30 protein-coding genes are annotated in these 23,710 nt (G+C 46.0%); 6 read left to right on the top strand and 24 right to left on the bottom strand.

Translation table 11 applies throughout. From position 1 onward, the window contains the following. Window positions 1–4 precede the first annotated feature (4 nt). From rpsC to fkpA, 19 genes are all read right to left on the bottom strand, one after another. A complete protein-coding gene (gene rpsC / locus OCU87_RS01320) occupies window positions 5–694 on the bottom strand; it encodes a 30S ribosomal protein S3 (protein ID WP_062690089.1) in 690 nt (229 codons plus the stop codon). A 19-nt stretch (window positions 695–713) separates the two neighbouring features. Beyond that, window positions 714–1,046 carry a 50S ribosomal protein L22 gene (gene rplV / locus OCU87_RS01315; RefSeq protein ID WP_048900845.1) on the bottom strand — a complete coding sequence of 111 codons (333 nt, stop codon included), beginning with the start codon at window positions 1,044–1,046 and terminating at the stop codon, window positions 714–716. Between the two features lie 10 nt (window positions 1,047–1,056). Continuing rightward, the gene (gene rpsS, locus OCU87_RS01310; RefSeq protein ID WP_005302795.1) at window positions 1,057–1,335 is read right to left on the bottom strand and encodes a 30S ribosomal protein S19; all 279 of its coding nucleotides are present in this window, start codon (window positions 1,333–1,335) and stop codon (window positions 1,057–1,059) included. 18 nt (window positions 1,336–1,353) lie between these two features. Beyond that, a complete protein-coding gene (gene rplB, locus OCU87_RS01305) occupies window positions 1,354–2,178 on the bottom strand; it encodes a 50S ribosomal protein L2 (RefSeq protein ID WP_094956755.1) in 825 nt (274 codons plus the stop codon). An 18-nt stretch (window positions 2,179–2,196) separates the two neighbouring features. Continuing rightward, window positions 2,197–2,499, bottom strand: a complete 303-nt coding sequence (gene rplW / locus OCU87_RS01300; RefSeq protein ID WP_062690092.1) for a 50S ribosomal protein L23 — start codon at window positions 2,497–2,499, stop codon at window positions 2,197–2,199. Continuing rightward, window positions 2,496–3,098 (bottom strand): 50S ribosomal protein L4, encoded by a 603-nt coding sequence (gene rplD / locus OCU87_RS01295; protein WP_048900842.1) that lies wholly within the window; start codon window positions 3,096–3,098, stop codon window positions 2,496–2,498. The genes rplW and rplD overlap by 4 nt, the downstream gene beginning before the upstream one ends. A gap of 16 nt (window positions 3,099–3,114) precedes the next feature. Beyond that, window positions 3,115–3,744: a 50S ribosomal protein L3 gene (rplC, locus tag OCU87_RS01290; protein WP_048900841.1), complete on the bottom strand. Its 630-nt coding sequence runs from the start codon at window positions 3,742–3,744 to the stop codon at window positions 3,115–3,117. 14 nt (window positions 3,745–3,758) lie between these two features. After that, complete coding sequence (gene rpsJ / locus OCU87_RS01285; RefSeq protein WP_002541412.1) at window positions 3,759–4,070, bottom strand: 30S ribosomal protein S10; 312 nt, start codon at window positions 4,068–4,070, stop codon at window positions 3,759–3,761. A gap of 421 nt (window positions 4,071–4,491) precedes the next feature. Continuing rightward, window positions 4,492–4,968, bottom strand: coding sequence for a bacterioferritin (gene bfr, locus OCU87_RS01280; protein ID WP_062690096.1), 477 nt, complete (start codon window positions 4,966–4,968; stop codon window positions 4,492–4,494). An 83-nt stretch (window positions 4,969–5,051) separates the two neighbouring features. Then, on the bottom strand, window positions 5,052–5,240 hold the full coding sequence (locus OCU87_RS01275) for a (2Fe-2S)-binding protein (protein ID WP_083540893.1): 189 nt from the start codon (window positions 5,238–5,240) through the stop codon (window positions 5,052–5,054). 221 nt (window positions 5,241–5,461) lie between these two features. Next, window positions 5,462–6,646: an elongation factor Tu gene (gene tuf, locus OCU87_RS01270; protein ID WP_261857707.1), complete on the bottom strand. Its 1,185-nt coding sequence runs from the start codon at window positions 6,644–6,646 to the stop codon at window positions 5,462–5,464. Between the two features lie 99 nt (window positions 6,647–6,745). Then, window positions 6,746–8,842 carry an elongation factor G gene (fusA, locus tag OCU87_RS01265; protein WP_062688434.1) on the bottom strand — a complete coding sequence of 699 codons (2,097 nt, stop codon included), beginning with the start codon at window positions 8,840–8,842 and terminating at the stop codon, window positions 6,746–6,748. Between the two features lie 87 nt (window positions 8,843–8,929). After that, window positions 8,930–9,400: a 30S ribosomal protein S7 gene (gene rpsG, locus OCU87_RS01260; RefSeq protein ID WP_062688432.1), complete on the bottom strand. Its 471-nt coding sequence runs from the start codon at window positions 9,398–9,400 to the stop codon at window positions 8,930–8,932. A 93-nt stretch (window positions 9,401–9,493) separates the two neighbouring features. Further along, the gene (gene rpsL / locus OCU87_RS01255; RefSeq protein ID WP_005417208.1) at window positions 9,494–9,868 is read right to left on the bottom strand and encodes a 30S ribosomal protein S12; all 375 of its coding nucleotides are present in this window, start codon (window positions 9,866–9,868) and stop codon (window positions 9,494–9,496) included. 182 nt (window positions 9,869–10,050) lie between these two features. Then, window positions 10,051–10,341, bottom strand: a complete 291-nt coding sequence (gene tusB / locus OCU87_RS01250) for a sulfurtransferase complex subunit TusB (protein ID WP_062688430.1) — start codon at window positions 10,339–10,341, stop codon at window positions 10,051–10,053. Between the two features lie 7 nt (window positions 10,342–10,348). Next, entirely contained in the window at window positions 10,349–10,705 is a 357-nt protein-coding gene (gene tusC, locus OCU87_RS01245) for a sulfurtransferase complex subunit TusC (protein WP_261857706.1), read from the bottom strand. A 100-nt stretch (window positions 10,706–10,805) separates the two neighbouring features. After that, window positions 10,806–11,198 carry a sulfurtransferase complex subunit TusD gene (gene tusD / locus OCU87_RS01240; protein ID WP_062688428.1) on the bottom strand — a complete coding sequence of 131 codons (393 nt, stop codon included), beginning with the start codon at window positions 11,196–11,198 and terminating at the stop codon, window positions 10,806–10,808. Further along, window positions 11,195–11,887, bottom strand: coding sequence for a helix-turn-helix transcriptional regulator (locus tag OCU87_RS01235; protein WP_239928779.1), 693 nt, complete (start codon window positions 11,885–11,887; stop codon window positions 11,195–11,197). Before OCU87_RS01235 ends, tusD begins: the two co-directional genes overlap by 4 nt. 263 nt (window positions 11,888–12,150) lie before the next feature. Next, window positions 12,151–12,957, bottom strand: a complete 807-nt coding sequence (gene fkpA, locus OCU87_RS01230; protein ID WP_261857705.1) for an FKBP-type peptidyl-prolyl cis-trans isomerase — start codon at window positions 12,955–12,957, stop codon at window positions 12,151–12,153. A 129-nt stretch (window positions 12,958–13,086) separates the two neighbouring features. Between fkpA and OCU87_RS01225 the strand changes: the two genes are divergently transcribed. After that, the gene (locus OCU87_RS01225) at window positions 13,087–14,064 is read left to right on the top strand and encodes a WD40 repeat domain-containing protein (RefSeq protein ID WP_062688423.1); all 978 of its coding nucleotides are present in this window, start codon (window positions 13,087–13,089) and stop codon (window positions 14,062–14,064) included. Between the two features lie 16 nt (window positions 14,065–14,080). Then, the gene (locus tag OCU87_RS01220; RefSeq protein ID WP_062688421.1) at window positions 14,081–14,302 is read left to right on the top strand and encodes a SlyX family protein; all 222 of its coding nucleotides are present in this window, start codon (window positions 14,081–14,083) and stop codon (window positions 14,300–14,302) included. 105 nt (window positions 14,303–14,407) lie between these two features. Here the strand turns inward: OCU87_RS01220 and slyD are convergent, their stop codons facing one another. From slyD to kefG, 4 genes are all read right to left on the bottom strand, one after another. Further along, a complete protein-coding gene (gene slyD / locus OCU87_RS01215; protein WP_062688419.1) occupies window positions 14,408–14,995 on the bottom strand; it encodes a peptidylprolyl isomerase in 588 nt (195 codons plus the stop codon). Between the two features lie 81 nt (window positions 14,996–15,076). After that, window positions 15,077–15,286, bottom strand: a complete 210-nt coding sequence (locus OCU87_RS01210; RefSeq protein ID WP_094957049.1) for a YheV family putative zinc ribbon protein — start codon at window positions 15,284–15,286, stop codon at window positions 15,077–15,079. Between the two features lie 62 nt (window positions 15,287–15,348). Then, window positions 15,349–17,187, bottom strand: a complete 1,839-nt coding sequence (gene kefB, locus OCU87_RS01205; protein WP_261857704.1) for a glutathione-regulated potassium-efflux system protein KefB — start codon at window positions 17,185–17,187, stop codon at window positions 15,349–15,351. Beyond that, on the bottom strand, window positions 17,177–17,749 hold the full coding sequence (gene kefG, locus OCU87_RS01200) for a glutathione-regulated potassium-efflux system ancillary protein KefG (protein WP_261857703.1): 573 nt from the start codon (window positions 17,747–17,749) through the stop codon (window positions 17,177–17,179). The genes kefB and kefG overlap by 11 nt, the downstream gene beginning before the upstream one ends. 260 nt (window positions 17,750–18,009) lie before the next feature. On the opposite strand from kefG, the gene OCU87_RS01195 reads away from it, so the two are divergent. Both OCU87_RS01195 and OCU87_RS01190 read left to right on the top strand, forming a co-directional pair. After that, window positions 18,010–19,935 (top strand): ABC transporter ATP-binding protein, encoded by a 1,926-nt coding sequence (locus OCU87_RS01195; protein ID WP_261857702.1) that lies wholly within the window; start codon window positions 18,010–18,012, stop codon window positions 19,933–19,935. Then, on the top strand, window positions 19,922–20,392 hold the full coding sequence (locus tag OCU87_RS01190; protein ID WP_261857701.1) for a TIGR02444 family protein: 471 nt from the start codon (window positions 19,922–19,924) through the stop codon (window positions 20,390–20,392). The genes OCU87_RS01195 and OCU87_RS01190 overlap by 14 nt, the downstream gene beginning before the upstream one ends. 98 nt (window positions 20,393–20,490) lie before the next feature. Here OCU87_RS01190 and OCU87_RS01185 read toward each other — a convergent pair whose 3' ends face one another. Then, window positions 20,491–21,108, bottom strand: coding sequence for a LysE family translocator (locus OCU87_RS01185; RefSeq protein WP_261857700.1), 618 nt, complete (start codon window positions 21,106–21,108; stop codon window positions 20,491–20,493). Window positions 21,109–21,277: 169 nt separating this feature from the next. Here OCU87_RS01185 and OCU87_RS01180 point away from each other — a divergent pair, with 169 nt between their 5' ends. Together OCU87_RS01180 and OCU87_RS01175 are read left to right on the top strand one after the other, a co-directional pair. Further along, window positions 21,278–22,681: an aminotransferase-like domain-containing protein gene (locus OCU87_RS01180; RefSeq protein ID WP_261857699.1), complete on the top strand. Its 1,404-nt coding sequence runs from the start codon at window positions 21,278–21,280 to the stop codon at window positions 22,679–22,681. Window positions 22,682–22,688: 7 nt separating this feature from the next. Then, the gene (locus tag OCU87_RS01175) at window positions 22,689–23,705 is read left to right on the top strand and encodes a hydrolase (RefSeq protein WP_261857698.1); all 1,017 of its coding nucleotides are present in this window, start codon (window positions 22,689–22,691) and stop codon (window positions 23,703–23,705) included. Window positions 23,706–23,710 lie beyond the last annotated feature (5 nt).

Raw genomic sequence — 23,710 nt, 5'->3', positions numbered from 1 at the left:
CTCCTTATTTACGGCTTTTGCGCTGCTTCTTAGGCTTGTCAGCCTTAGGCTCTTCAACTGGCATGCCGCCTAGAACTTCACCTTTGAAGATCCAAACTTTAACGCCAATTACACCGTATTGGGTGTGAGCCGAAGAAGTTGCGTAATCAATGTCAGCACGAAGAGTGTGTAGAGGCACACGGCCTTCACGGTACCACTCAGTACGTGCGATTTCAGCGCCGCCTAGACGACCACTTACTTCAACTTTGATACCCTTAGCGCCAAGACGCATAGCGTTTTGAACTGCACGCTTCATAGCGCGACGGAACATAACACGACGTTCTAGTTGAGACGCGATGCTGTCTGCAACTAATTGACCGTCTAGCTCTGGCTTACGTACTTCAGAGATATTGATCTGAGCTGGAACGCCCGCGATCTTAGCTACTGCAGCGCGTAGTTTTTCTACATCTTCGCCTTTCTTACCGATTACTACGCCTGGACGAGCAGTGTGAATAGTCACACGGATGCTCTTAGCAGGACGCTCGATAACGATGCGTGATAAAGATGCTTTTTTCAGTTCTTTTGTAAGAAACTGACGTACCTTGAAGTCGCCGTCTAGGTTGTCAGCGAACTCTTGGCTGTTAGCAAACCAAGTGGTATTCCAAGGCTTACAAATGCCTAGACGAATACCATTAGGATGTACTTTCTGACCCATTGCTTTCTCTCCTAGTCTCTTAGCGGTCTGCTACAACAACAGTGATGTGGCTAGAACGCTTCAAGATGCGATCGGCACGGCCTTTAGCACGAGGCATAATACGCTTCATGATAGGACCTTCATCAACGAAAATCTTAGCAACATTAAGATCATCAATGTCTGCGCCTTCGTTGTGTTCTGCGTTAGCGATAGCTGATTCTAGAACTTTCTTGATCAGGTCAGCAGCTTTCTTGTTGCTGAACTGAAGAATTTCTAGAGCTTGGTCAACTGGCTTACCGCGCAGTTGATCTGCAACCAAACGAGCTTTTTGCGGCGAAATGCGAGCAAAGCGATGTTTAGCGATAGCTTCCATTACTTACTCCTTAGCGCTTTTTAGCTTTCTTATCCGCAGCGTGACCGCGGTAAGTACGTGTTGGTGCAAATTCGCCTAGCTTGTGACCGATCATTTCTTCAGAAACGAAAACAGGAACGTGCTGACGACCATTATGGACAGCGATGGTCAAACCGATCATTTGTGGAATGATCATTGAGCGACGGGACCAAGTCTTTACAGGCTTCTTGTCACCGCTTTCCAACGCTTTCTCTACCTTCTTCAGCAAGTGTAGGTCAATAAATGGACCTTTCTTGAGAGAACGTGGCATGGCGTATCCTCTTTATAATTACTTGTTACGACGACGTACGATGTACTTGTCGGTACGTTTGTTCTTACGAGTTTTGAAACCCTTAGTTGGAACACCCCAAGGTGATACTGGGTGACGACCGCCTGATGTACGACCTTCACCACCACCGTGTGGGTGATCCACTGGGTTCATTACAACACCACGTACAGTTGGGCGAACACCGCGCCAGCGTGAAGCACCAGCTTTACCTAGCTCACGTAGCATGTGTTCTGCATTACCAACTTCACCTAGAGTCGCACGACCTTCAGCAAGAACTTTACGCATTTCACCAGAACGTAGACGTAGAGTCACATATGTGCCTGTACGTGCAATGATCTGAGCGTATGCACCAGCTGAACGAGCCAGCTGAGCACCTTTACCAGGCTTAAGTTCAACACAGTGAATTGTTGAACCTACTGGGATGTTGCGCATTGGTAACGTGTTACCAACTTTGATCGCAGCATCTACGCCAGACTGGATTGAATCACCAGCTTGGATGCCTTTTGGCGCGATGATGTAACGGCGTTCACCGTCAGCATAAAGTACTAGCGCGATGTTTGCGCTACGGTTTGGATCATATTCCAAACGCTCTACTTTAGCTGGGATACCATCTTTAGTACGTTTAAAGTCGATTAGACGGTAATGTTGTTTATTACCACCACCGATGTGACGTACTGTGATACGACCGTTATTGTTACGACCACCAGACTTAGAGTTTTTCTCTAGTAGTGGTGCGTACGGCTTACCCTTATGCAGGTCAGAGTTAACCACTTTAACTACGTGGCGACGACCCGGGGAAGTCGGCTTACATTTAACAATAGCCATTCTTCTTAGCTCCTAGTCTTACTCTGCACTACCAGCGAAGTCGATGTCTTGACCTTCTTTCAAGATAACGTACGCTTTCTTCACGTCTGAACGACGGCCTTGGCGCATACCTTGACGTTTGGTCTTACCCTTAGTGATAAGAGTATTAACAGACTTAACTTCAACTTCGAACAGTTTTTCAACTGCTGCTTTAATCTCTTTCTTCGTTGCTGTCATAGCTACTTTAAATACGATAGTGTTCGCATTTTCAGCTGCCATTGTAGCTTTTTCAGAGATGTGCGGAGCACGTAGAACTTTTAAAATACGCTCTTCAGTGATCATGCTAGCATCTCCTCAACTGCTTTAACTGCTGCTGCAGTCATCACAACTTTATCGAAAGCGATCAAGCTAACTGGGTCGATTGCCGCTGCGTCACGTACGTCTACTTTGTATAGGTTACGTGCTGCAAGGAATAGATTCTCATCTAATTCGCCAGTTACGATCAGTGCATCAGTTAGCTCAAGCTCATTAAGCTTAGCAACTAGTGCCTTTGTCTTTGGTGCTTCTAGAGAGAACTCATCAACAACGATTAAACGCTCTTGACGAACTAGCTCAGAAAGAATGCTCTTCATAGCACCACGGTACATTTTTTTGTTAACTTTTTGGCTGTGGTCCTGTGGACGTGCAGCAAAAGTTACACCACCCGAGCGCCAAATTGGGCTACGGATTGTACCAGCTCGAGCGCGACCTGTACCTTTCTGGCGCCATGGTTTAGCACCACCACCAGAAACGTCAGAACGAGTCTTCTGAGCGCGTGTACCTTGACGAGCACCTGCTGCAAAAGCAACAACTACTTGGTGTACAAGCGCTTCATTGAAGTCACGCCCAAAAGTAGTTTCGGAGACAGTTAGCGCGTCTGCGCCTTTGACTACCAATTCCATTACTAACTCCTCGACGTTACGCTTTAACAGCTGGTTTTACGATCACGTTACCGCCTGTAGCACCTGGTACTGCACCTTTAATAAGAAGCAGATTGCGCTCAGCGTCAACACGTACGATCTCTAGGTTTTGAGTCGTTACACGCTCAGCTCCCATGTGACCAGCCATTTTCTTGCCTTTAAATACGCGACCTGGAGTTTGACATTGGCCAATTGAACCCGGAGCACGGTGAGACAAGGAGTTACCATGGGTCATATCTTGAGTAGAGAAGTTCCAGCGCTTAATAGCACCTTGGAAACCTTTACCTTTAGATGTACCAGTAACGTCTACTTTTTTAATTTCGTTGAACAGTTCTACGTTTAGCTCAGCGCCAACTGCAAACTCTTCACCACTATCTAGACGGAATTCCCAAAGACCGCGACCAGCTTCAACACCTGCTTTCGCAAAGTGACCTGCTTCTGGCTTATTAACACGGCTAGCTTTCTTAGTTCCAGCAGTTACTTGGATTGCGTTGTAACCGTCTGACTCAAGAGATTTAACTTGAGTTACACGGTTGTTTTCAACTTCAACCACTGTTACTGGAATAGAAACGCCTTCTTCGGTAAAGATGCGGGTCATGCCCACTTTACGACCGATTAGACCAATCATTCTCTTATCTCCCCTTAACCTAGGCTGATCTGAACATCAACGCCAGCAGCAAGGTCTAGACGCATAAGAGCATCAACAGTTTTATCTGTTGGCTCAACGATGTCGATAAGGCGCTTGTGAGTACGAATTTCGTACTGGTCACGTGCGTCCTTATTAACGTGAGGAGAAATAAGAACAGTGAAACGCTCTTTACGTGTAGGAAGAGGGATTGGACCCTTAACCTGCGCGCCAGTACGCTTAGCTGTTTCAACGATTTCCGCAGTTGACTGATCGATCAAACGGTGATCGAAAGCCTTAAGGCGGATACGAATACGTTGGTTCTGCATGAGACAGAGCTCCAAATAAAAATTACACAAACAATATCGCCACTCACGCTCGTCAAGACGAGGGAATGCCGATTGATTTATGTGAACGTAGCATCCCTATCGGATACATTGTCAGCCAATTTAATGACTGCGAACATAAGTCAGAGTATACATTTTCAAGCTGTAAACAGCTTCTTCCTCAATGCTTATTGGTTCACAACTGCGCCTACAAGATATGGTGACCTCTGGCAGTGCGATGCATTATACAGATCACATTTTAGAACGCAACCCTTGTGTGAAAATTAATCATAAGGAGGTTAAAGCCTCAAATATCATGCTTATTTTCTTTATCCAAAAAAGCAAAAAAGAGAGCAATGGCCCTCTTTTATATACGTCAAACAGTGATTGATTATGGTGCTAAAGAAACCACATTTACGACAGCTCAATCATCATCGACTATTTGCGCTTGATTATAATTGGCAATCCCAACCTTATCTATCAAGCCTAATTGTGTTTCGAGCCAATCAACATGTTCTTCCTCGTCTTCAAGGATGTCTTGGAATAAATCCCGAGAGACATAATCCCTTACTCCTTCCGCGTATTCGATAGCATTACGTAAATCTGGAATTGCAGCCATCTCTAAAGCCAAGTCACACTCAATCATTTCTTGGGTATCTTCACCTATGTTCAATTTGCCCAAATCTTGCAAATTCGGAAGACCTTCAAGGAACAAGATCCGCTCTATTAGGTGATCGGCATGCTTCATCTCGTCGATAGATTCATGATATTCCTTATCGGCGAGGTGCTTCAGCCCCCAGTCCTTATACATCCTGGCATGAAGAAAATACTGATTAATGGCAACGAGCTCGTTACCGAGTATTTTATTGAGGTGTTGGATAATTTTCGGATCAGCTTTCATGCAGTAACGCTCCTCTGTCAGTTCATAAAAGAATAGAACCGAATCGAAGAGTGTCAAAAAAGCCCATGATGAAAAAGGCGTAATTAACTGGCTTTTTGGTACTTAGAGATAATCGTCTGTTCGATAATGACCTTAGCTTGCCGAATACATTTACCGCATTGTGAGCCTAGCGGTGTGATATCTCGAATGCCGCGAATATCAGTCAGATTATGTTCCATCGTTAACTTCATGATCTTCTTATCGGATATTGCATGGCATAAACACACGTACATGATCGACTCACTGATTACTTATTTAAAAGTAAATATAAACAAGAACGGTTTTCATTACCACTTATGGTGAGGTATTTATTAGATGATTTAGCTATCAATAAGGGATATGTGGGGAGGAAAAGTATAAGTATAAAATTTAAATAGTTAGCCAGTGAAACTGCAGGCATTAAAAAAGGGAGCCGAAGCTCCCTTTTTAGTACTTAGTTATGCACTAATTGCTATTAAGCAACGATAGTTGCAACAACACCAGCACCAACTGTACGGCCACCTTCACGGATAGCAAAACGTAGACCTTCATCCATCGCGATAGGTGCGATTAGAGTAACAGTCATAGAGATGTTATCACCAGGCATTACCATTTCTACGCCTTCAGGTAGCTCGATAGTACCTGTTACGTCAGTTGTACGGAAGTAGAACTGTGGACGGTAACCTTTGAAGAAAGGAGTGTGACGACCGCCTTCATCTTTAGAAAGAACATAGATTTCTGAAGTGAAAGTAGTGTGTGGAGTGATTGAACCAGGCTTAGCTAGAACTTGACCACGTTCAACTTCATCACGCTTAGTACCACGTAGAAGAACACCAACGTTCTCACCAGCACGGCCTTCGTCAAGAAGTTTACGGAACATCTCAACACCAGTACAAGTAGTTGTAGTCGTGTCTTTGATACCGATGATAGCTACTTCGTCACCTACAGTGATGATACCTTGCTCAACACGACCAGTTACAACAGTACCACGGCCTTGGATTGAGAATACATCTTCGATTGGAAGGATGAACGGTAGATCGATAGCACGCTCTGGTTCTGGGATGTAAGAATCTAGTGCTTCTGCAAGCTCAACAATCTTGTCTTCCCACTGTTGTTCGCCGTTTAGAGCGCCAAGAGCAGAACCCATGATTACTGGGCAATCATCGCCAGGGAATTCGTATTCAGAAAGAAGTTCACGAACTTCCATTTCTACTAGTTCTAGTAGCTCTTCATCATCAACCATGTCACATTTGTTCATGAATACGATGATGTAAGGGATACCAACTTGACGACCAAGAAGGATGTGCTCACGCGTCTGTGGCATAGGGCCATCAGTTGCAGCAACAACTAGGATACCGCCGTCCATTTGAGCAGCACCAGTGATCATGTTTTTAACGTAATCGGCGTGTCCAGGACAGTCAACGTGTGCATAGTGACGGCTTGGAGTATCGTACTCAACGTGAGAAGTTGAGATTGTGATACCGCGCTCGCGCTCTTCAGGAGCGTTATCGATAGATGCGAAATCTTTAGCAACACCACCGTACACTTTTGCAAGTGTAGTACAGATAGCAGCTGTTAGAGTTGTTTTACCGTGATCGACGTGGCCGATAGTACCAACGTTAACGTGCGGTTTTACGCGTTCAAATTTTTCTTTAGACACAATCGTGTTCCTTCCTAGTTAAGATGCGCCCCCTACTAGGTTAGGGAGCGCGTCCGAAGTTTGTATTTTATGCGCCAACGAACGTTGACGCAATATCAATTACGTGCGATCTGCAATAATACTATCAGCAACATTCTTTGGTACTTCAGCGTATTCGCTAAATTCCATTGAATAAGATGCACGACCTTGTGTTGCAGAACGTAAGTCAGTTGCGTAACCAAACATCACAGATAGTGGCACTTGTGCACGAATAATTTTAAGGCCAGCAGGGCCATCATCCATACCTTCAATCATGCCGCGACGACGGTTTAGGTCACCAACAACATCACCCATCCAGTCTTCTGGTGTGGTTACTTCAACTTTCATCATAGGTTCAAGAATTACAGGGTTTGCCTCAAGGGCACCTTTCCTGAATGCCATTGAACCTGCGATCTTAAACGCCATTTCGTTTGAATCAACATCGTGGTAAGAACCATCGAATAGCGTTGCTTTCACATCGAGTACCGGGTAACCCGCTAGTACACCGTTGTTCATCTGCTCTTCGATACCTTTAGCGACTGAACTAATATATTCTTTAGGTACAGTGCCACCCACAACTTCATCAACGAATACAAAGCCTTCGCCCAGCTCTGACGGTTCGATTTTTAGCCATACATGTCCGTATTGACCACGACCACCAGATTGTCGAATGAACTTGCCTTCCACTTCAGTACTACCGCGAATAGTTTCGCGATAAGAAACTTGAGGTTTACCAACATTACATTCAACGCTGAATTCACGCTTCATACGATCAACGATGATATCTAGGTGAAGTTCACCCATGCCAGAAATTAACGTCTGACCTGATTCATCGTCTGTTTCTACACGGAAAGATGGATCTTCTGCAGCTAGTTTACCTAGTGCAACACCCATTTTCTCTTGATCCGCTTGAGAACGCGGTTCAACCGCGATCTGAATAACTGGTTCAGGGAACTCCATGCGCTCTAGAATCACTTTATGATCTTGGTCACATAGGGTATCACCCGTAGTCGCATACTTAAGACCGATTGCAGCAGCAATATCACCAGCACGAACTTCTTTTACTTCTTCGCGCTTGTTAGCATGCATCTGTACGATACGACCAAAACGCTCACGTTTTTCTTTAACTGGGTTATAGACCGTGTCACCTGAGTTAACAACACCAGAGTAAACACGCATAAACGTAAGGTTACCAACGAATGGGTCTGTTGCGATCTTGAATGCTAGAGCCGCAAAAGGTTCTTCGTCGCTAGAGTGACGCTCTACAGTGTTACCGTCCATATCCTCACCATGGATAGCTTTTACTTCCGTTGGTGATGGTAGGAATTCGATAACCGCGTCTAGTACTGCTTGAACACCTTTGTTCTTGAATGCAGAACCACAAGTCGCTAGGACGATTTCGTTGTTAATAGTACGCTGGCGTAAACCTGATTTAATCTCAGATTCTGACAATTCGCCTTCTTCCAGGTACTTATTCATTAGTTCTTCAGTTGCTTCTGCAGCTGCTTCTACTAAGTTTTCACGCCATTCCTCGGCCAAGTCTTGCATATCAGCTGGAATATCTTCATAGGTAAATGTCATACCCTGATCATCTTCATTCCAGTTGACTGCTTTCATCTTGATAAGGTCAACAACGCCTTTAAAATCTTCTTCTGCACCAATATTCAAATGAATAGGAACAGGGTTTGCGCCAAGACGACTTTTGATCTGGTCAACTACACGTAGGAAGTCTGCACCAGTACGGTCCATCTTGTTAACGAAAACCATACGTGGAACTTCATATTTATCAGCTTGACGCCATACAGTCTCAGACTGAGGTTCAACGCCTGAAGAGCCACAAAATACAACAACAGCACCATCTAGTACGCGCAAAGAACGTTCTACTTCAATAGTAAAGTCAACGTGTCCAGGGGTGTCAATGATGTTAACGCGATGCTCTGGAAATTGACCTTCCATACCACGCCAGAAGGTAGTAGTAGCAGCAGATGTGATAGTAATACCACGCTCTTGCTCTTGCTCCATCCAGTCCATGGTTGCTGCGCCGTCGTGTACTTCACCGATCTTATGGGATAGGCCGGTGTAGAACAGGATACGCTCTGTTGTAGTGGTTTTACCAGCGTCTACGTGAGCACAAATACCGATGTTACGGTAGCGCTCAATAGGAGTTTTACGAGCCACGATTGTATCCTCTTACTAAGGAAGTCCTTAGAGTAAAATTGGCGCGGCAGGCAGAAGCCTGTCGCGCCATTATTATTACCAGCGGTATTACCAGCGGTAATGTGCGAACGCTTTGTTCGCGTCTGCCATACGGTGAACGTCTTCACGTTTCTTAACAGCAGAACCTTTGTTGTCAGCCGCATCTAGCATTTCAGCTGCAAGACGCATAGCCATAGATTTTTCACCACGCTTGCGCGAAGCTTCAACCAACCAACGCATAGCAAGTGCGTTACGGCGAACCGGACGTACTTCTACAGGTACTTGGTAAGTTGAACCACCAACACGGCGAGATTTAACTTCTACCGATGGGCGTACATTTTCAAGAGCTTTTTCGAATACAGCTAGGTGTTCTTCACCAGACTTTTCAGCCATTGCTTCTAGAGCAGTGTAAACGATTTTTTCAGCAGTAGATTTTTTACCGTCAACCATTAGGATGTTAACGAATTTTGCCAGCAGTTCAGATTTGAACTTAGGATCTGGAAGGATCTTACGCTGGCCGATTACGCGACGACGTGGCATGGATATTCTCCGTTGTCTTCTTCAGGTTATCCAAAACTTTGCAGTTTCTTCAAATAATTAAATTGAGTGTTTGGCCTTACTTAACGGAATCCATTAAGACTTAGGACGCTTCACACCGTACTTAGAACGACCTTTCTTACGGTCATTAACGCCTGCACAGTCAAGTGCACCGCGAACAGTGTGGTAACGCACACCTGGTAAATCTTTAACACGACCACCACGGATAAGAACAACACTGTGCTCTTGAAGGTTGTGACCTTCACCGCCGATGTATGAAGTAACTTCAAAGCCGTTAGTTAGACGAACACGACATACTTTACGTAATGCTGAGTTCGGTTTTTTAGGTGTAGTAGTGTAAACACGAGTACATACACCACGCTTTTGTGGACACGCTTCTAGCGCAGGCACGTTGCTTTTAACAACTTGCTTTGCACGTGGCTTGCGTACCAACTGGTTAATAGTTGCCATTAAATAGCTCCTGAAAATATTACTTTCGTAAATGTGAAAAATCTGCCTCCCAACAACAGGAGGACGCGAAATTTTAGGCGTCGCACTTGAGGGTGTCAAGATCTAACCAACGATCAATCAGGTGATCATTTCTTAAACAATCTACAATCCGTGTCTTTCGTGGGGTTATAGCGTAAGAATTATCACCATTTCATTTGTGTTTCACACTTAACAGAAAGCAAAACAAAACCATTATAATCAACAACTTCAAAGCTTTCGGCAACTTTTCCAGCGAGACCTCTGGCGACTACATCCTCTTGAAGAACGTAAATTTTTCGCCCTGATTTTTTTAATGCTTCGCACCAGTTATTTTCATCTATTGCGGCAATAATGGCATCTTGTAGCAATAAAATTGCATCATTTTGGCTGCTATAGCGTAAGCAATCGGCAAGTGCAGCAGTTTGAAACGGTGATGTTGTGACGGTATGGAGCATCTCGACCTCAAAAGCTTAGTACACGTTGGCAGGTTTGCAGACGCTCAGTAAGTGCGTCAGGGGATAACACAGAAACATCAATCAGCATGTCGTCTTCTGTTATTCCACGCTCAGCTAAAGACTGCTGACAGACGAATATATTCTCAATATCGTACAGTGCTAACATTTTAAACGTCGCAATATAGTCGCGCGAAAGAATGGCCTTGGGCTGCTGATTTTTCAATAATTGAAAAACACCATCGCCAATAAAAAATAGATGTAGGTCTTCACTGTAGGCTGAGGTCGCCAACACAGCATCTAGCCCTTCACGCCCAGCAGTAACGCCGTGCGGAGCTGTTCGAAATACAAAGCCTAGCGGTTTCATGTTTTGTCTACCATGATTTACCGTTATTAACGCTTGGGGATAAGTAATGAAATTCTTAAATGCAATTGCTTACTGCATTACTAGCATTAATAACAGGTACTTAGAATTGGATAACGCGATCGGCGGTAAGCAGAGATTCCGCTAACCCCCCTAGCCCCGCTTGTTCAAAACCTTCGGCAAGATTTTGGCTGGGTAATGCATTTAGCGTTGCTTCTTGCTCGCCAACAATGCCACGGCGAAGCGCCGCAGCCACACAGGTTTGCAATTCAATATTATGTTGCTTTGCGAGTGCCTGCCATGCCGACACTAAATCAAATTCATCAGAAGCTGGGGCCGTTAACACTGAACCGTTATAGACCCCATCTTGATAAAAGAAGATCCGAGAAAGCTGATGACCTGCCTCTAAAAGTGCGATCGCAAACTGGTAAGCCGAGCGCGCAGCTTGGCTTCCATAAGCAGGTCCATCAACGACTAAGACATAGTTCAATGTCATTTGTCGCCGTCCTCGGTTTTACGCTGGCGAATATATAGGTACACGGTGTGCTTCGAGATATTCAAGCGATCAGCAACACGATTAATCGCGTCTTTAATATCAAAGATGCCTTTATCAAACAACTCCATCACAATTTGACGGTTTTTCGCATTGTTCGAGACGTTCTTGTCGGCATTAATTTCTTCGATAGTACGCTCGACCGTTTGGTCAACCAATTCATCCACATCGCTCGCGAAGTTAACGGTTGATGCCGCTTGTTTCGCTTCATCGGTTGGCATGAAAGATTGCAGGATTTGAGCAAAAGGTGCATCAAGGTTTACGTTGATACACAGCAAGCCAATAATCACATTATCACCATTGCGAATCGCAATAGTGATCGATTTCATCAAGCTGCCACCTTTAGCGCGGGTAAAATAAGCGCGAGAGAAGTTGCGCTCAGACCCTTCGATATCACGTAGCATACGTAATGCTAAATCGGTGATCGGTGAGCCCACTTTACGGCCGGTATTCTCGCCATTGGCAATTTTAATGGCTGAAGTATTAATATCAGCGAGCGAGTGCAATACGATTTCACAAAAAGGACCGATCAATGCGGCAAGGCCATCAACCACGGCTTCGTATGAACGTAAAATAATGAAGTCGTGTTCAGTGAAAACGCGGGTTTTTACCACTTCACCTTCGACCATCATTTCAGGACCAAAATTATCTGTAGATACCACTATCAACTCTTCCTTGCTAATACTCATATACCAATCGGCACAAAGGTATCGAGTGCTCGATAGTATGCCGATTGGTATCAATAGCTACGCCTCTCAAGTATGGCTATAGCAATAGTATGAGCATAAATTCAACTGTTGGTGGCAAGTTTATCAGAAAATTGATATGAAAAGACCCAGCAATAGCTGGGTCTTATCAAAGTCATTGCAGATTTTGCGAATTAACGCATGTAACTTTACTGCGTTTTAGCGTCGGTCGCTGGTTTTTCTGCTTTTACGATTTCCAGTAGCTCAACTTCGAAGACAAGTGTTGAGTTAGCCGGAATCGTTGGGTTAGCTTGTGCGCCGTATGCAAGCTCAGGCGGGATAACAAACTTAAATTTAGAACCAACAGGCATCAGTTGAACACCTTCAGTCCAACCTGGGATCACTTGGTTAAGTGGGAAAGTTGCTGGTTGATTACGCTTGTACGAGCTATCGAACTCAGTACCGTCTGTTAGCATACCTTTGTAGTGTACTTTTACAGTATCTGTTGCTGCTGGCTTATCACCTTCAGCTGCCGTCTCTACTTGGTAAAGTAGACCGGATTCAGTTTTCGTTACGCCGTCCAATTTTTCAAAATCAGCACGGTACTCTTCACCCGCTTTCACTGTTTTTTCAGCTTCAGCTTGTGCTTTTGCTTCTACGATATCAGAAACACGCTTGTCTAAATCTTGCAGTGCTTGTTGCGTCTCTTCTGGCGTTAGACGGCTCTTATCTGAAAATACGTCACTTACACCGGCAAGCACGCTTTCACGATCTAAGTTCAACCCTAGCTCTTTTTGTTGCTCAAGGTTTGCAGATAAGTATTGCGCTAACGAAGCACCAATTGCGTATGCTGCTTTCTCGTCTTCAGTTGCGAAAGTGGCTGGTGCTGCTTCAGCTGCAACCTGCTCTACTTTTGCTGGCTCTGCCGATTTTGTTTCCGCCGCTTTTTCATCTTGGCAGCCCACTACAAGCAAAATTGTTGCAGCCAAAACTGACATTTTTAGAACAGGTTTCATGTAATTCTCCATTCTCACCGAGGTTTTCCCTCATTTTTTATGCTTAGCTTTTCATCTAGAAGGTGTGAAAAGCATGCCATATCAATATACTAATCTCTTTCCCGATAAAACAACCGGAACTCGAGCTTAATGCGTTCAATTTCGCAAAGAATTTGCTTAATCCTGACAGTTATAGCCCTAAGCGGCTGTTTTTTCACAGGCTCAGAGGTACAGCGCTGGCAACTTGCCACTGATGGCGCCACCAGTTTTAGCCTTAGCCGTAATGGCCGTTTTGCGCTGTACTACACTAATGCACAAGGTATCGTACTGTGGGATCTACAGCAAAACAAAAACTTAGCAAAGTTTGGTTCACAAGATCCAGCGCACAATACCGTAATAAGTAGTGCAATTTCAGACAATAACCGCTACGCCATTACAGCAACAGCCCAAAACTTTGCTGTTTGGGATCTCGCTTGGGGGCAATCTGACGGCTTATGGTCGATTTCAGATGGCATCATTCGCGATGTCGATATCGCTAATAATGGCCAGCATGTCGTGCTTGGGCTATCAAATGGCAAAGCACTTTATATCGACTTGGGCACCGGACGGCGCTTAGAGTTCCTTGCTCACCGAGAAAAAGTTAATTCCGTCGCCATTTCTCCTAATGGACAATATGTATTATCAGGGGGCAATGATTACATGGCGTACTTCTGGGATACGAAGACGGGACAGGTGCGTAACCGCTTTGAACATCAATCACGGATCAGCCGTGTTGCGCTGCAGCGTGATGGCCTATTAGCCTTAACCGCAGATGGCACCAATGAAGCTTACATTTGGGATTTAACCACGGGCGAACAGCAGGCACAGTTATCTGTTCGATTACGCCAACAGAATTTATCCAGCGCACGTTTCTCTGATGACGGTAAAATGTTAGCAACGGGGACGCCCGCTAAACGGGTCGAATTGTGGGATACCACCACAGGAGAAAACTTAGGTCGCTGGGAAGCTGCAACGCAGCAAGATGCTCGACCGCCATCGGCAGTCGTGTATGATGTGGCCATTACGTCTACTGGGCAGGTAATATCAGGGGCTTCTTCTGGCATTGCTCAGGCATGGACAACCGATTGAGAAAGTGTTTATTGCTATGACTGAACTTGAACATCTACGTACACAAATCGATGAATTGGAAATGAAACAAGCGTTTCAAGACCAAACAATTGAAGACCTCAATGAAGCGTTAACCGCTCAGCAGTTCTTAATTGAACGCATGCAGGTGCAAATGAAATTCTTGGTTGATAAACAAAAAAGCAGCCAAACATCGAATCTTGCAGACGAATCAGAAGAAACACCACCGCCGCATTATTAATAGCGTAATGATGCAGGATCAAAAACGGGAAGCCTTGGCTTCCCGTTTTTATATTCTTTTCAGCTAGGTATCACTATTACCGAGCTATGCTCAGTAAAGCTCAACTTAGTGAGAGCAGCAACCGCCTTCGCTTTTGCCTTCGCCGCCACAACAGCCGCCTTCACCGTGCTCGTGGCCGTGATCATGACCATGGTCGTCGCCACAGCTACCGCCACCACAACAACCGCCACCTTGGTGGATATGGCCGTGTTCAGCTTCTTCTGCTGTTGCTTCACGTACTGCTACGATTTCTACAACGAAAGACAGTGTTTGGCCAGCAAGCATGTGGTTACCATCAACAACAACGTGGTCGCCATCAACTTCAGTTACTTCTACTGGGATCTGACCTTGGTCTGTATCCGCAAGGAAACGCATGCCAACAGTGATTTCATCTACACCTTGGAATACGTCAGCAGGAACACGCTGAACCATTTCGTCCATGTGCTCGCCGTATGCTTCTTCAGGAGAAACTGTCACTTCAAATTTGTCGCCAGCTTCACGACCTTCAAGCGCTTTCTCAAGACCTACGATTAGGTTATCGTGACCGTGTAGGTAATCTAATGGCGCTTCAGTCGTTGATTGGTCAACTACTGCACCTTCTTCTGTTTTTACTTGATAAGCTAAGCTTACTACGATGTCTTTAGTGACTTTCATGTTAACTCCAAATTTGAGCGGGGTGCAAAGTGGGCATGATACCTAAAATCGGTCTCATAAGCACAGCGGATTTTTTCGCTGTCACTCTGGCTTAAAAATTCCGATGACTTGCTCTGGCTTATCATCTGCAATATGTTCACTGTTTTCTGCAGCTTGCGGCAAGCGACGGTCAGTATGTTCGCATTCGACACACTCCACCATCTCAATGTTATTTTCTTGCCACCAGCGCAACGTATCTTGTTGCTTACATGCAGGGCAAATCGCGCCTGCAATAAAACGTTTCTTCACCATGTTACCTTCCCTATATCACTCGTGCGTATTCCAGCGCATATAGCAATAAGACACAATCAGGTTCAGTCCCAACCGTTATGCCGTTCACGTTCACCACGCATTTCACGTTCAAAAATGTCTTCCAACTCTTTACGTGCTTCTTTTGCCCGTGTCGCTAAATGCACATCTTCGGAGTGCTGTGGTAATAAATCACGTAGGGCGACATCGTCGAGCTTACTAAAATGCGCTTCCGCACGCTTCGCTTGATACGGGTGCATGCCAAGAGATATTAGGGCTTGTCGGCCTAAATCAAGGGCACCCGCAAAGGTTTCTCGTGAAAAACTTTCAACACCATGATTTAACAGTTGGTGTGCTTCAACCCGACTCCTCGCCCGCGCTAACACTTTTAAGTTCGGAAAATACTGCTGACACAATTCAACAACTTCAATGACTTCACTCGGTTCATCGGTGCAGATAATAATGGCCTCAGCCTTATCAGCGCCAGCTGCTCGTAATAGATCCAGTTGAGTGGCATCGCCGTAATACACTTTATAGCCGAACTTGCGCAGGAATTGGATTTGGCTGGGATCTCGCTCGAGTACTGTGACCCGAATTTTATTAGCAAACAACAATCGCCCGACGACTTGGCCAAACCGGCCAAAACCCGCAATGATCACCCGTGGCTCGCGGTCAATAACATCAGTTTCTAAATCGCTGCCTGCCGATTTAAAGCGATATGCAAACCAACGATTTTGCAACACTAACAGTAGCGGTGTCGTCATCATCGAAAGGCTCACCACGACCAGTAGCATGCTGTTCAACTGCTGGCCAAGTAGACCTTCGCCTTGAGCGGCGGTAAACAACACAAATGCAAATTCACCGCCTTGGCTTAATATCACCGACATCTGGCTACGGGCTTTGGCGCGTGTACCGAACAACCGCGCCAATCCATAGAGTATGAAACCTTTAAGTGACACCAACGCGACCACAGCAGCAAGGATCATCAAAGGATATTGCACCAGTAAACCAAGGTTAACCGCCATCCCAACAGAGATAAAAAACAGTCCAAGTAGTAACCCTTTGAAGGGTTCTATCGCAATTTCAAGTTCATGCCGGTACTCGCTTTCTGCCAGCAGCACGCCCGCTAAGAATGTGCCTAACGCCATCGATAAGCCGAGAGATTGCATGACAACCGCAATACCAATCACGAGCAGTAAGGCCGCGACGTTAAACAGTTCTCGTACACCACTTAACACGACCCAGCGAAACAAAGGCCGCAATAAAAAATGTCCGCCAATAAGTAGCGCTGCAATGCCGCCAATCATCCATGCAAAATCTAGCCAGCTTCCGCCCCCACCGCCAGCAAGCACTGGCAAAATCGCCAACATGGGGATCACTGCAATATCTTGAAACAGCAAAACAGCAAAACCTGATTGCCCGGTTTCACTGCCATCCAGTCCTTGCTCTTCTATTACCCGTAACGCAATCGCTGTGGATGACAGTGCCAACCCCATCCCAACCACCAGGGCATCTTGCCAGCGTATATCCACCAGCCAACTCATTTCAGCACGTAAACCTATGAGGGCTAAACCATAAGCGCCCACCATCATGATGGCCGTGATCACTAAGCTCGTAATAACGACTTGGCCACCGCCTAACCCCAAGATGGGTTTACGCATTTGCCATAATTTTTTCGGATTCAGCTCTAAACCAATCAAAAAGAGCAGCAGCACCACCCCAAATTCAGAGAAGTGTAAAATGGCGTCCACATCAGAAATGAGCCCGAGGCCCCATGGACCAATCGCAATGCCCGCCAATAAATAACCCAGTACAGATCCCAAGCCTAAACGCTGAGCGATCGGCACGGCTACTACCGCAGCCGCGAGAAAAATAACGCTAACCGACAGTAAATCATTCGCCATGTGCCACCTCGCTGTGGATTACGGCCATAGGGTTTATCAACCAATCATGATAAAGCTTGGCATGCTGTTGGCGCTCCAGTGCAGGAATGCGGCGTGCCCAGTGCAACACCAATGGCGGCAACCATTGCATTTGGCATAATGCAGCGGTGAGCTCAAACGGTTTCAAAATTGCATCGATATTGGCACGGTTGTACCCGTCAGGTGTATAGGCTTCGGCAGCACCGCCCGTACTGATCACTGACCGCCAATATTTGCCTTGTAATGCATTGCCTTCGCCGTGGGCGTAACCTTTACCCAAGACCACATCAATCCATTCTTTTAATAGTGCGGGGCACGAATACATATAAAGTGGGTGTTGAAAAACGAAGATATCGTGCTGAGCAAGTAATGCATGTTCACGAGTAACATCAATAAAGAAGTCAGGGTAAACGCCGTACAAATCATGAATAGTGACATGAGGTAACCCTGCAATGGCATCGACCATTTCAGCATTAGCTAATGAGGCTTGAGGATCGGGGTGAGCGTAAATCACCAAAATTTTCGGTGGTGCGTGTAACGTCATAACACTCCTTCCCTGTGTTATTGAATTATTTGGCACACGATACGTGAATAGCATGAGATACGTTAACGCGATGTTTAACCGCGCTAAAGGCATCATACCTAATTATAACGTAATCCAAACCACTGATTTTCCGTCAGCCTTTAATTCTCGGTATGGGTAACGTGTTTCGCGCTAGTTTGGTATCCCCTTAAGATTGGTATAGACTGCCGCTGGTTTATGGCAGTTTAATGCGGAGCGGGATCCGTCCCCGAGACAGTTCGATGATTACCTTTTCAGATATCCAACTATTACGAGGCGGGAAAGTCCTGCTTGATCAAGCTACAGCCACCATTCATCCCGGCGATAAAGTCGGCTTAGTGGGGAAAAATGGCTGCGGTAAATCTACCTTATTTGCTTTACTCAAAGACGAGTTAAGCCTTGATGCGGGTAATTGTCGCTTCCCATCTAACTGGGAACTGGCTTGGGTTGCCCAAGAGACCCCCGCACTTGAACGTGGCGCACTTGAATATGTTATCGATGGTGATCGCGAATACCGCCAGCTTGAGCGTGACTTAGCCGCGGCAGAAGCTGCCGATAATGGCCACCGGGTTGCTGAGTTACACGGTAAACTCGAAACCATTGGTGGCTATAGCATTAATGCTCGCGCAGCCGAACTGCTTGATGGTCTGGGATTCTCACAAGAGCAAATGCAATGGCACCTTACCCAGTTTTCTGGTGGTTGGCGTATGCGTTTAAACCTCGCCCAAGCCCTATTATGCCGTTCAGATCTTTTACTACTCGATGAACCAACCAACCACTTAGATTTAGATGCCGTAATGTGGCTGGAAAAATGGCTGCAAAATTACCGTGGTACGCTCGTACTGATCTCGCATGACCGTGATTTCCTCGACCCTGTGGTCAACCGTATTATTCACGTTGAAAACCAAGGGTTGAATGAATATACCGGCAACTACTCATCGTTTGAGACTCAGCGTGCTGAGAAGCTGGTACTGCAACAAGCCATGTACCAGAAACAGCAAAAGCAAATGACGCACATGCAATCGTACATCGATCGCTTCCGTTATAAAGCCAGTAAAGCTCGTCAGGCACAGAGTCGAATCAAAGCGTTAGAGCGAATGGAAAAAGTGCTACCCGCACAATTTGATAACCCATTTAGCTTTGAATTTCGTGAACCCACTGCACTACCGAACCCTATCATGATGATGGATGAAGTGGCCGCAGGTTACGATGACAACCTGATCCTCGAAAAGATTCGTTTGAACTTGGTTCCTGGTAGCCGTATTGGTTTACTTGGCCGTAATGGTGCGGGTAAATCGACCCTGATTAAAATGCTGGCGGGTGACTTACCAGCCAAAGCCGGTGATTTAACCTATTCACAAGGGGTTAAAATTGGCTACTTTGCTCAGCATCAACTTGAAACGTTATACCTTGATGACACGCCTATTCAGCACATGGCACGCATTGCACCACAATCAACAGAACAACAATTGCGTGATTATTTAGGTAGCTTTGGCTTCTTAGGTGATAAAGCACTCGAAAAAGTCGGTCCGTTTTCGGGCGGTGAAAAAGCCCGTTTAGTCTTGGCATTAATTGTATGGCAGCGCCCTAACCTGTTGCTACTCGATGAACCGACCAACCACCTTGATTTAGATATGCGCCAAGCATTGACGTTTGCACTGCAATCTTATGAAGGTGCGATGGTTATCGTCAGTCACGACCGTTACTTATTGCGAGCAACCACTGATGATTTATACCTAGTCCATGATCGTCAAGTGGCACCGTTTAATGGCGATCTTGAGGATTACCATAAATGGCTGACCGAGCAACAACGCAACGAACGTCGTGAACAGCAAGCGAGCAAACCTGACGTCAATAAAGACAACAGTGCCGCATCACGCAAAGAACAAAAGCGCCTTGAAGCTGAACTGCGTAAGAAAACAGCCCCTTTGCGTAAGCAAATTAGCAAGCTCGATGATCAAATGGATAAGCTAAATGCGACGATCACCGAAGCGGAAGAACAGCTGAGCGACGCTAGTATTTATGAAGCGGAGAATAAAGCCCGTTTAACCGAACAGCTTAAACGTCAGGCTGAAGCAAAGTCGGCCCTTGAAGATGTAGAAATGACGTGGATGGATCTGCATGAGCAACTCGAAGAGATGGAGCATGAACTCAATGCCGATAGTTAAGCTTTTCAATCACGATGACTTTTGGCAGTTCAGCTACACCCATTACTTTAAAGCGGATGTTGAAGCGACATGCCTATGTTTGCAAACCTTTCATCATGGCAGTGTGAACCTGGCACTACTTATGCTGTGGTTAGATGAACAGGGATATTTGCTTACTGGTGAGCAACGCAACCAATTAATTGCAGGCTTACAACCGACGGATGGCTTATTGCAGCAGTACCGCGCCATGCGCCGCTCGCTCAAACCGCAACTCGACCAAGCAGGTTATCAACAGTTGATGGATTTTGAGCTAACGGTTGAACGTCAGCAGCAACACGATTTAGTGGCACAGCTCAATACCATGCCACTCGCAACACTCATCGAACAAGGTCACCCTACAGCATTAGCGACAAATTTAGTACGCTACTGCCAGTCACTGGATGCGTTATCGTTAGTCGAAAAACTGCAAGCTCGCTAACCTAATCATCCCTTTGAGAACCAGATATATAGAGGAGAATGTCTCCTCTATTTTTTCACCGACTCTAATCCCTTTCTACCCAGCCACCGACAGTGCACTTACTGCCAAATCATCACCACACAAGCTGCCGTTAATACGCCCATCAATCCATTAAATATCCGACGTGTTTTTGCCTGCGCCAACCAACGTCGTATAAAAATACCAAAGCCTGCCCATAAGGATACGCAGGGGTAACAGACTAAAAAGAAGATAGTTGCAATAGCAGCCACGGAATACCAATACAGCTCCCCAGTAAAAGTAAATGTACTGATGGCGGTCACTGACATCATCCATGCTTTCGGATTTACGTATTGAAAGATAGCCGCCGCCATAAAACTCATCGGCTTGGCTTCTTGTTCAGTCTCAGCAAAGCCACTGCTTGAAGAGCCAATTTTCCATGCTAAATAGAGTAAGTAGCCACTGCCTAACCAACGTAAAGCATCATGCAAAACGGGAAATTGAGTGAAGATAACGCCAAGGCCACCAGCCACAAGTAAAATCATCGACACCAAACCACTGCCTATCCCCAACATATGTGGCACAGTGCGGCGGTAACCAAAATTAGCGCCTGATGCCGTCACCATCAGGTTATTGGGACCCGGTGTGCCTGTCATTGTGGTCGCAAAAGTGATCAGTGATAAAATAAATGACCATTCAAAAAACAGCATTGATGACATGACGCATTCCTCCCTTCTTTGCTACCCATGGTGATTTGATTCGAGAACTAACCCTTAGCGCTAAATTGTACCGATACAATTGGAGCTAAGGGTTGTTAATTCGTGCTAAAATACGCACAATCACACCATAACAGCGCTGTTTTCTTGGATCAAAAGGTTTATTGTCACCATGACAATCGAAGCATTCACCCCTATCATCACCACAGATCACCCTAAAAGTGATCCCATCTATCGCCAAATAGCACAACAGATCAATCAGTTGATCCTCAATGGCACATTAACTGGCGGCGGAAAATTACCGACCCATCGTGCATTGGCAGATCATCTCGCTGTCACGGTCGGTACGGTCACCCGTGCCTACGCGGAAGCAGAACGCCAAGGATTAGTCGAAGCACGTATTGGGGCCGGCACCTTTGTCAGCCAAGCCAATAAGCCTAACTGGGTATACAACTACTCAGAGGCATCGCCTGCGGATGGCTGTAATTTCGGCTATAACATCCCACCACAGCTTGATCGTGCCGCGATGTTGACCCAAGCCATGCAAAGCTTGAGTAGCGACCCGCAACAACTCAATCAACTGATGCTGTACCAAGACCCACAGGGCTTAACAGCCCACCGCCAAATCATTGCTCAGTGGCTCAAACAAAAAGACATCACGATTGACGCAGAGCGGATGCACTTCACCTCTGGCGGACAACATGCCGCCCAGCTCGCCCTTTCTGCTTTTTGTCACGGCGGTGATACCGTTTTAGTAGAATCCGTCTCGTACCCGGGATTTTTGAGCTTAGCTAAGCAACAGCAAGTGACGGTGAAGAGTGTTGAGATGGATGGCGAGGGATTAATACCCGCCAGTTTAGAGAAAGCGTGCCAGCTATATCAGCCACGTTTGATTTACTGTACTCCCACCATGCAAAACCCAACGACAGTAACGATGAGCGAACAGCGCCGCCGTGATATTTTGGCGGTATGCCAGCAGCATCAAGTGTTGATCATTGAAGATGACGTCAACGGCTTAATGCCCACTCGCCGTCCTAGCCCGCTAGTGAATCTCAATAGTGAGCAGGTGATCCACATCGGTGGGCTATCGAAGTGTCTCGCGCCTGGGCTACGCTTAGGCTATATCCAAGTCCCTACTCGCCATCAAAAACGGCTAAATACCGCACTGCATAATCACAGCTTAATGATCAGCCCACTGCTGAGTGCATTAGCGTGTAAATTGATCCAGCAAGGCGATGCGGATCGTATCTTGCAACAGATAAGACATGATATTGCAGCGCGACAGCGGCTAGTGACGCATTACTTGGCGGAATTTACTATCGCTCATGATAATGCCAGCTTCCATGTCTGGTTGACGCTGCCAGAACACTGGCGATTAAGTGATTTTGTTTCAGCGGCCGAAGATGCCAAGGTGACGGTGAAATCTGCAGAGCTATTTACCCCACCGGGTTGCACCACGCCCCCCGCGGTACGGCTCGCTATCAGTGCGCCAGTCAATCACCAACAATTAGAACAAGGATTACAGATCCTGAGTGATTTACTGCGTACGGATCCCATTTCAGACTTTCCACTATAAGGACACCATGATGACCGCAGCATTTACACCGGCAGTCGGGTTAGGTAATCCACATTTACAAACCTTATTGCCTCGATTTATTCGTCGCAAGCCGTTGTTTACGCCACATACTCAGAGGATCGAAACACCTGATGGTGACTTTCTCGATATTGCATGGACCGATGTTCCCAGCAATCATCAAAGAAAGAGTGAAACGAAAACCAAGCAGACACCATTGCCGATTATGATCCTGTTTCATGGTTTAGAAGGAAGTTTCAATAGCCCCTATGCCAATGGACTATTACATGCCGCTATGCAGCAAGGCTGGCTTGGAGTAATGATGCATTTCCGTGGCTGTAGCGGCGAGATGAATCGCCAAGCCCGCAGTTATCATTCAGGTGAAATCAGCGATGCGCGTTTTTTCATTCAATGGATCCGCCAGCAGTTTCCTGACTCGCCGTTATTTGCAGTCGGAGTATCGTTAGGGGGCAATATGCTGGTCAATTACCTTGCTGAGCATGGCGATGACAGTGAATTGTGTGCCGCCCAAGTCATTTCTCCCCCGCTAAATTTAAGCGCGTGTTCAGAACGTATCGAGCAGGGATTCTCTAAGGTTTATAAGCAATACTTGCTCAGCTCGATGAAAAAGAACATCAGCAAGAAAATGGCCCTGCTGCCTGACGCCTTACCATTAGATCAAACACGTATCGAAGCCATTAGCACTCTGCGCCAGTTTGATGATCTAGTGACAGCCCCTTTGCACGGCTATCAGGACGCCAATGACTATTATCAGCGCTGTAGCGGCTTACAACGTTTGCATCAGGTCAAAGTACCGCTGCGGGTCATTCATGCGAAGGACGACCCTTTCATGACGCATGATGTGATCCCCTCACAACCATTACCTGACCATATCGATTACCACCTCAGCCCTAACGGGGGGCATGTCGGCTTTTTAACGGGCTCATGGCGTAATCCTACATTTTGGTTAGAAACAACAGTACCCGCTTGGTTTGCACCTTTTGCTGGCGTAAATAAGCGCGAATAGCAAAA

This window comes from Photobacterium sanguinicancri (assembly GCF_024346675.1).
Classification (GTDB): Bacteria; Pseudomonadota; Gammaproteobacteria; order Enterobacterales; family Vibrionaceae; genus Photobacterium; species Photobacterium sanguinicancri.
The sequence above is the reverse complement of the archived record's forward strand: the minus strand, read 5'-3'. Positions and strand labels throughout refer to the sequence as shown.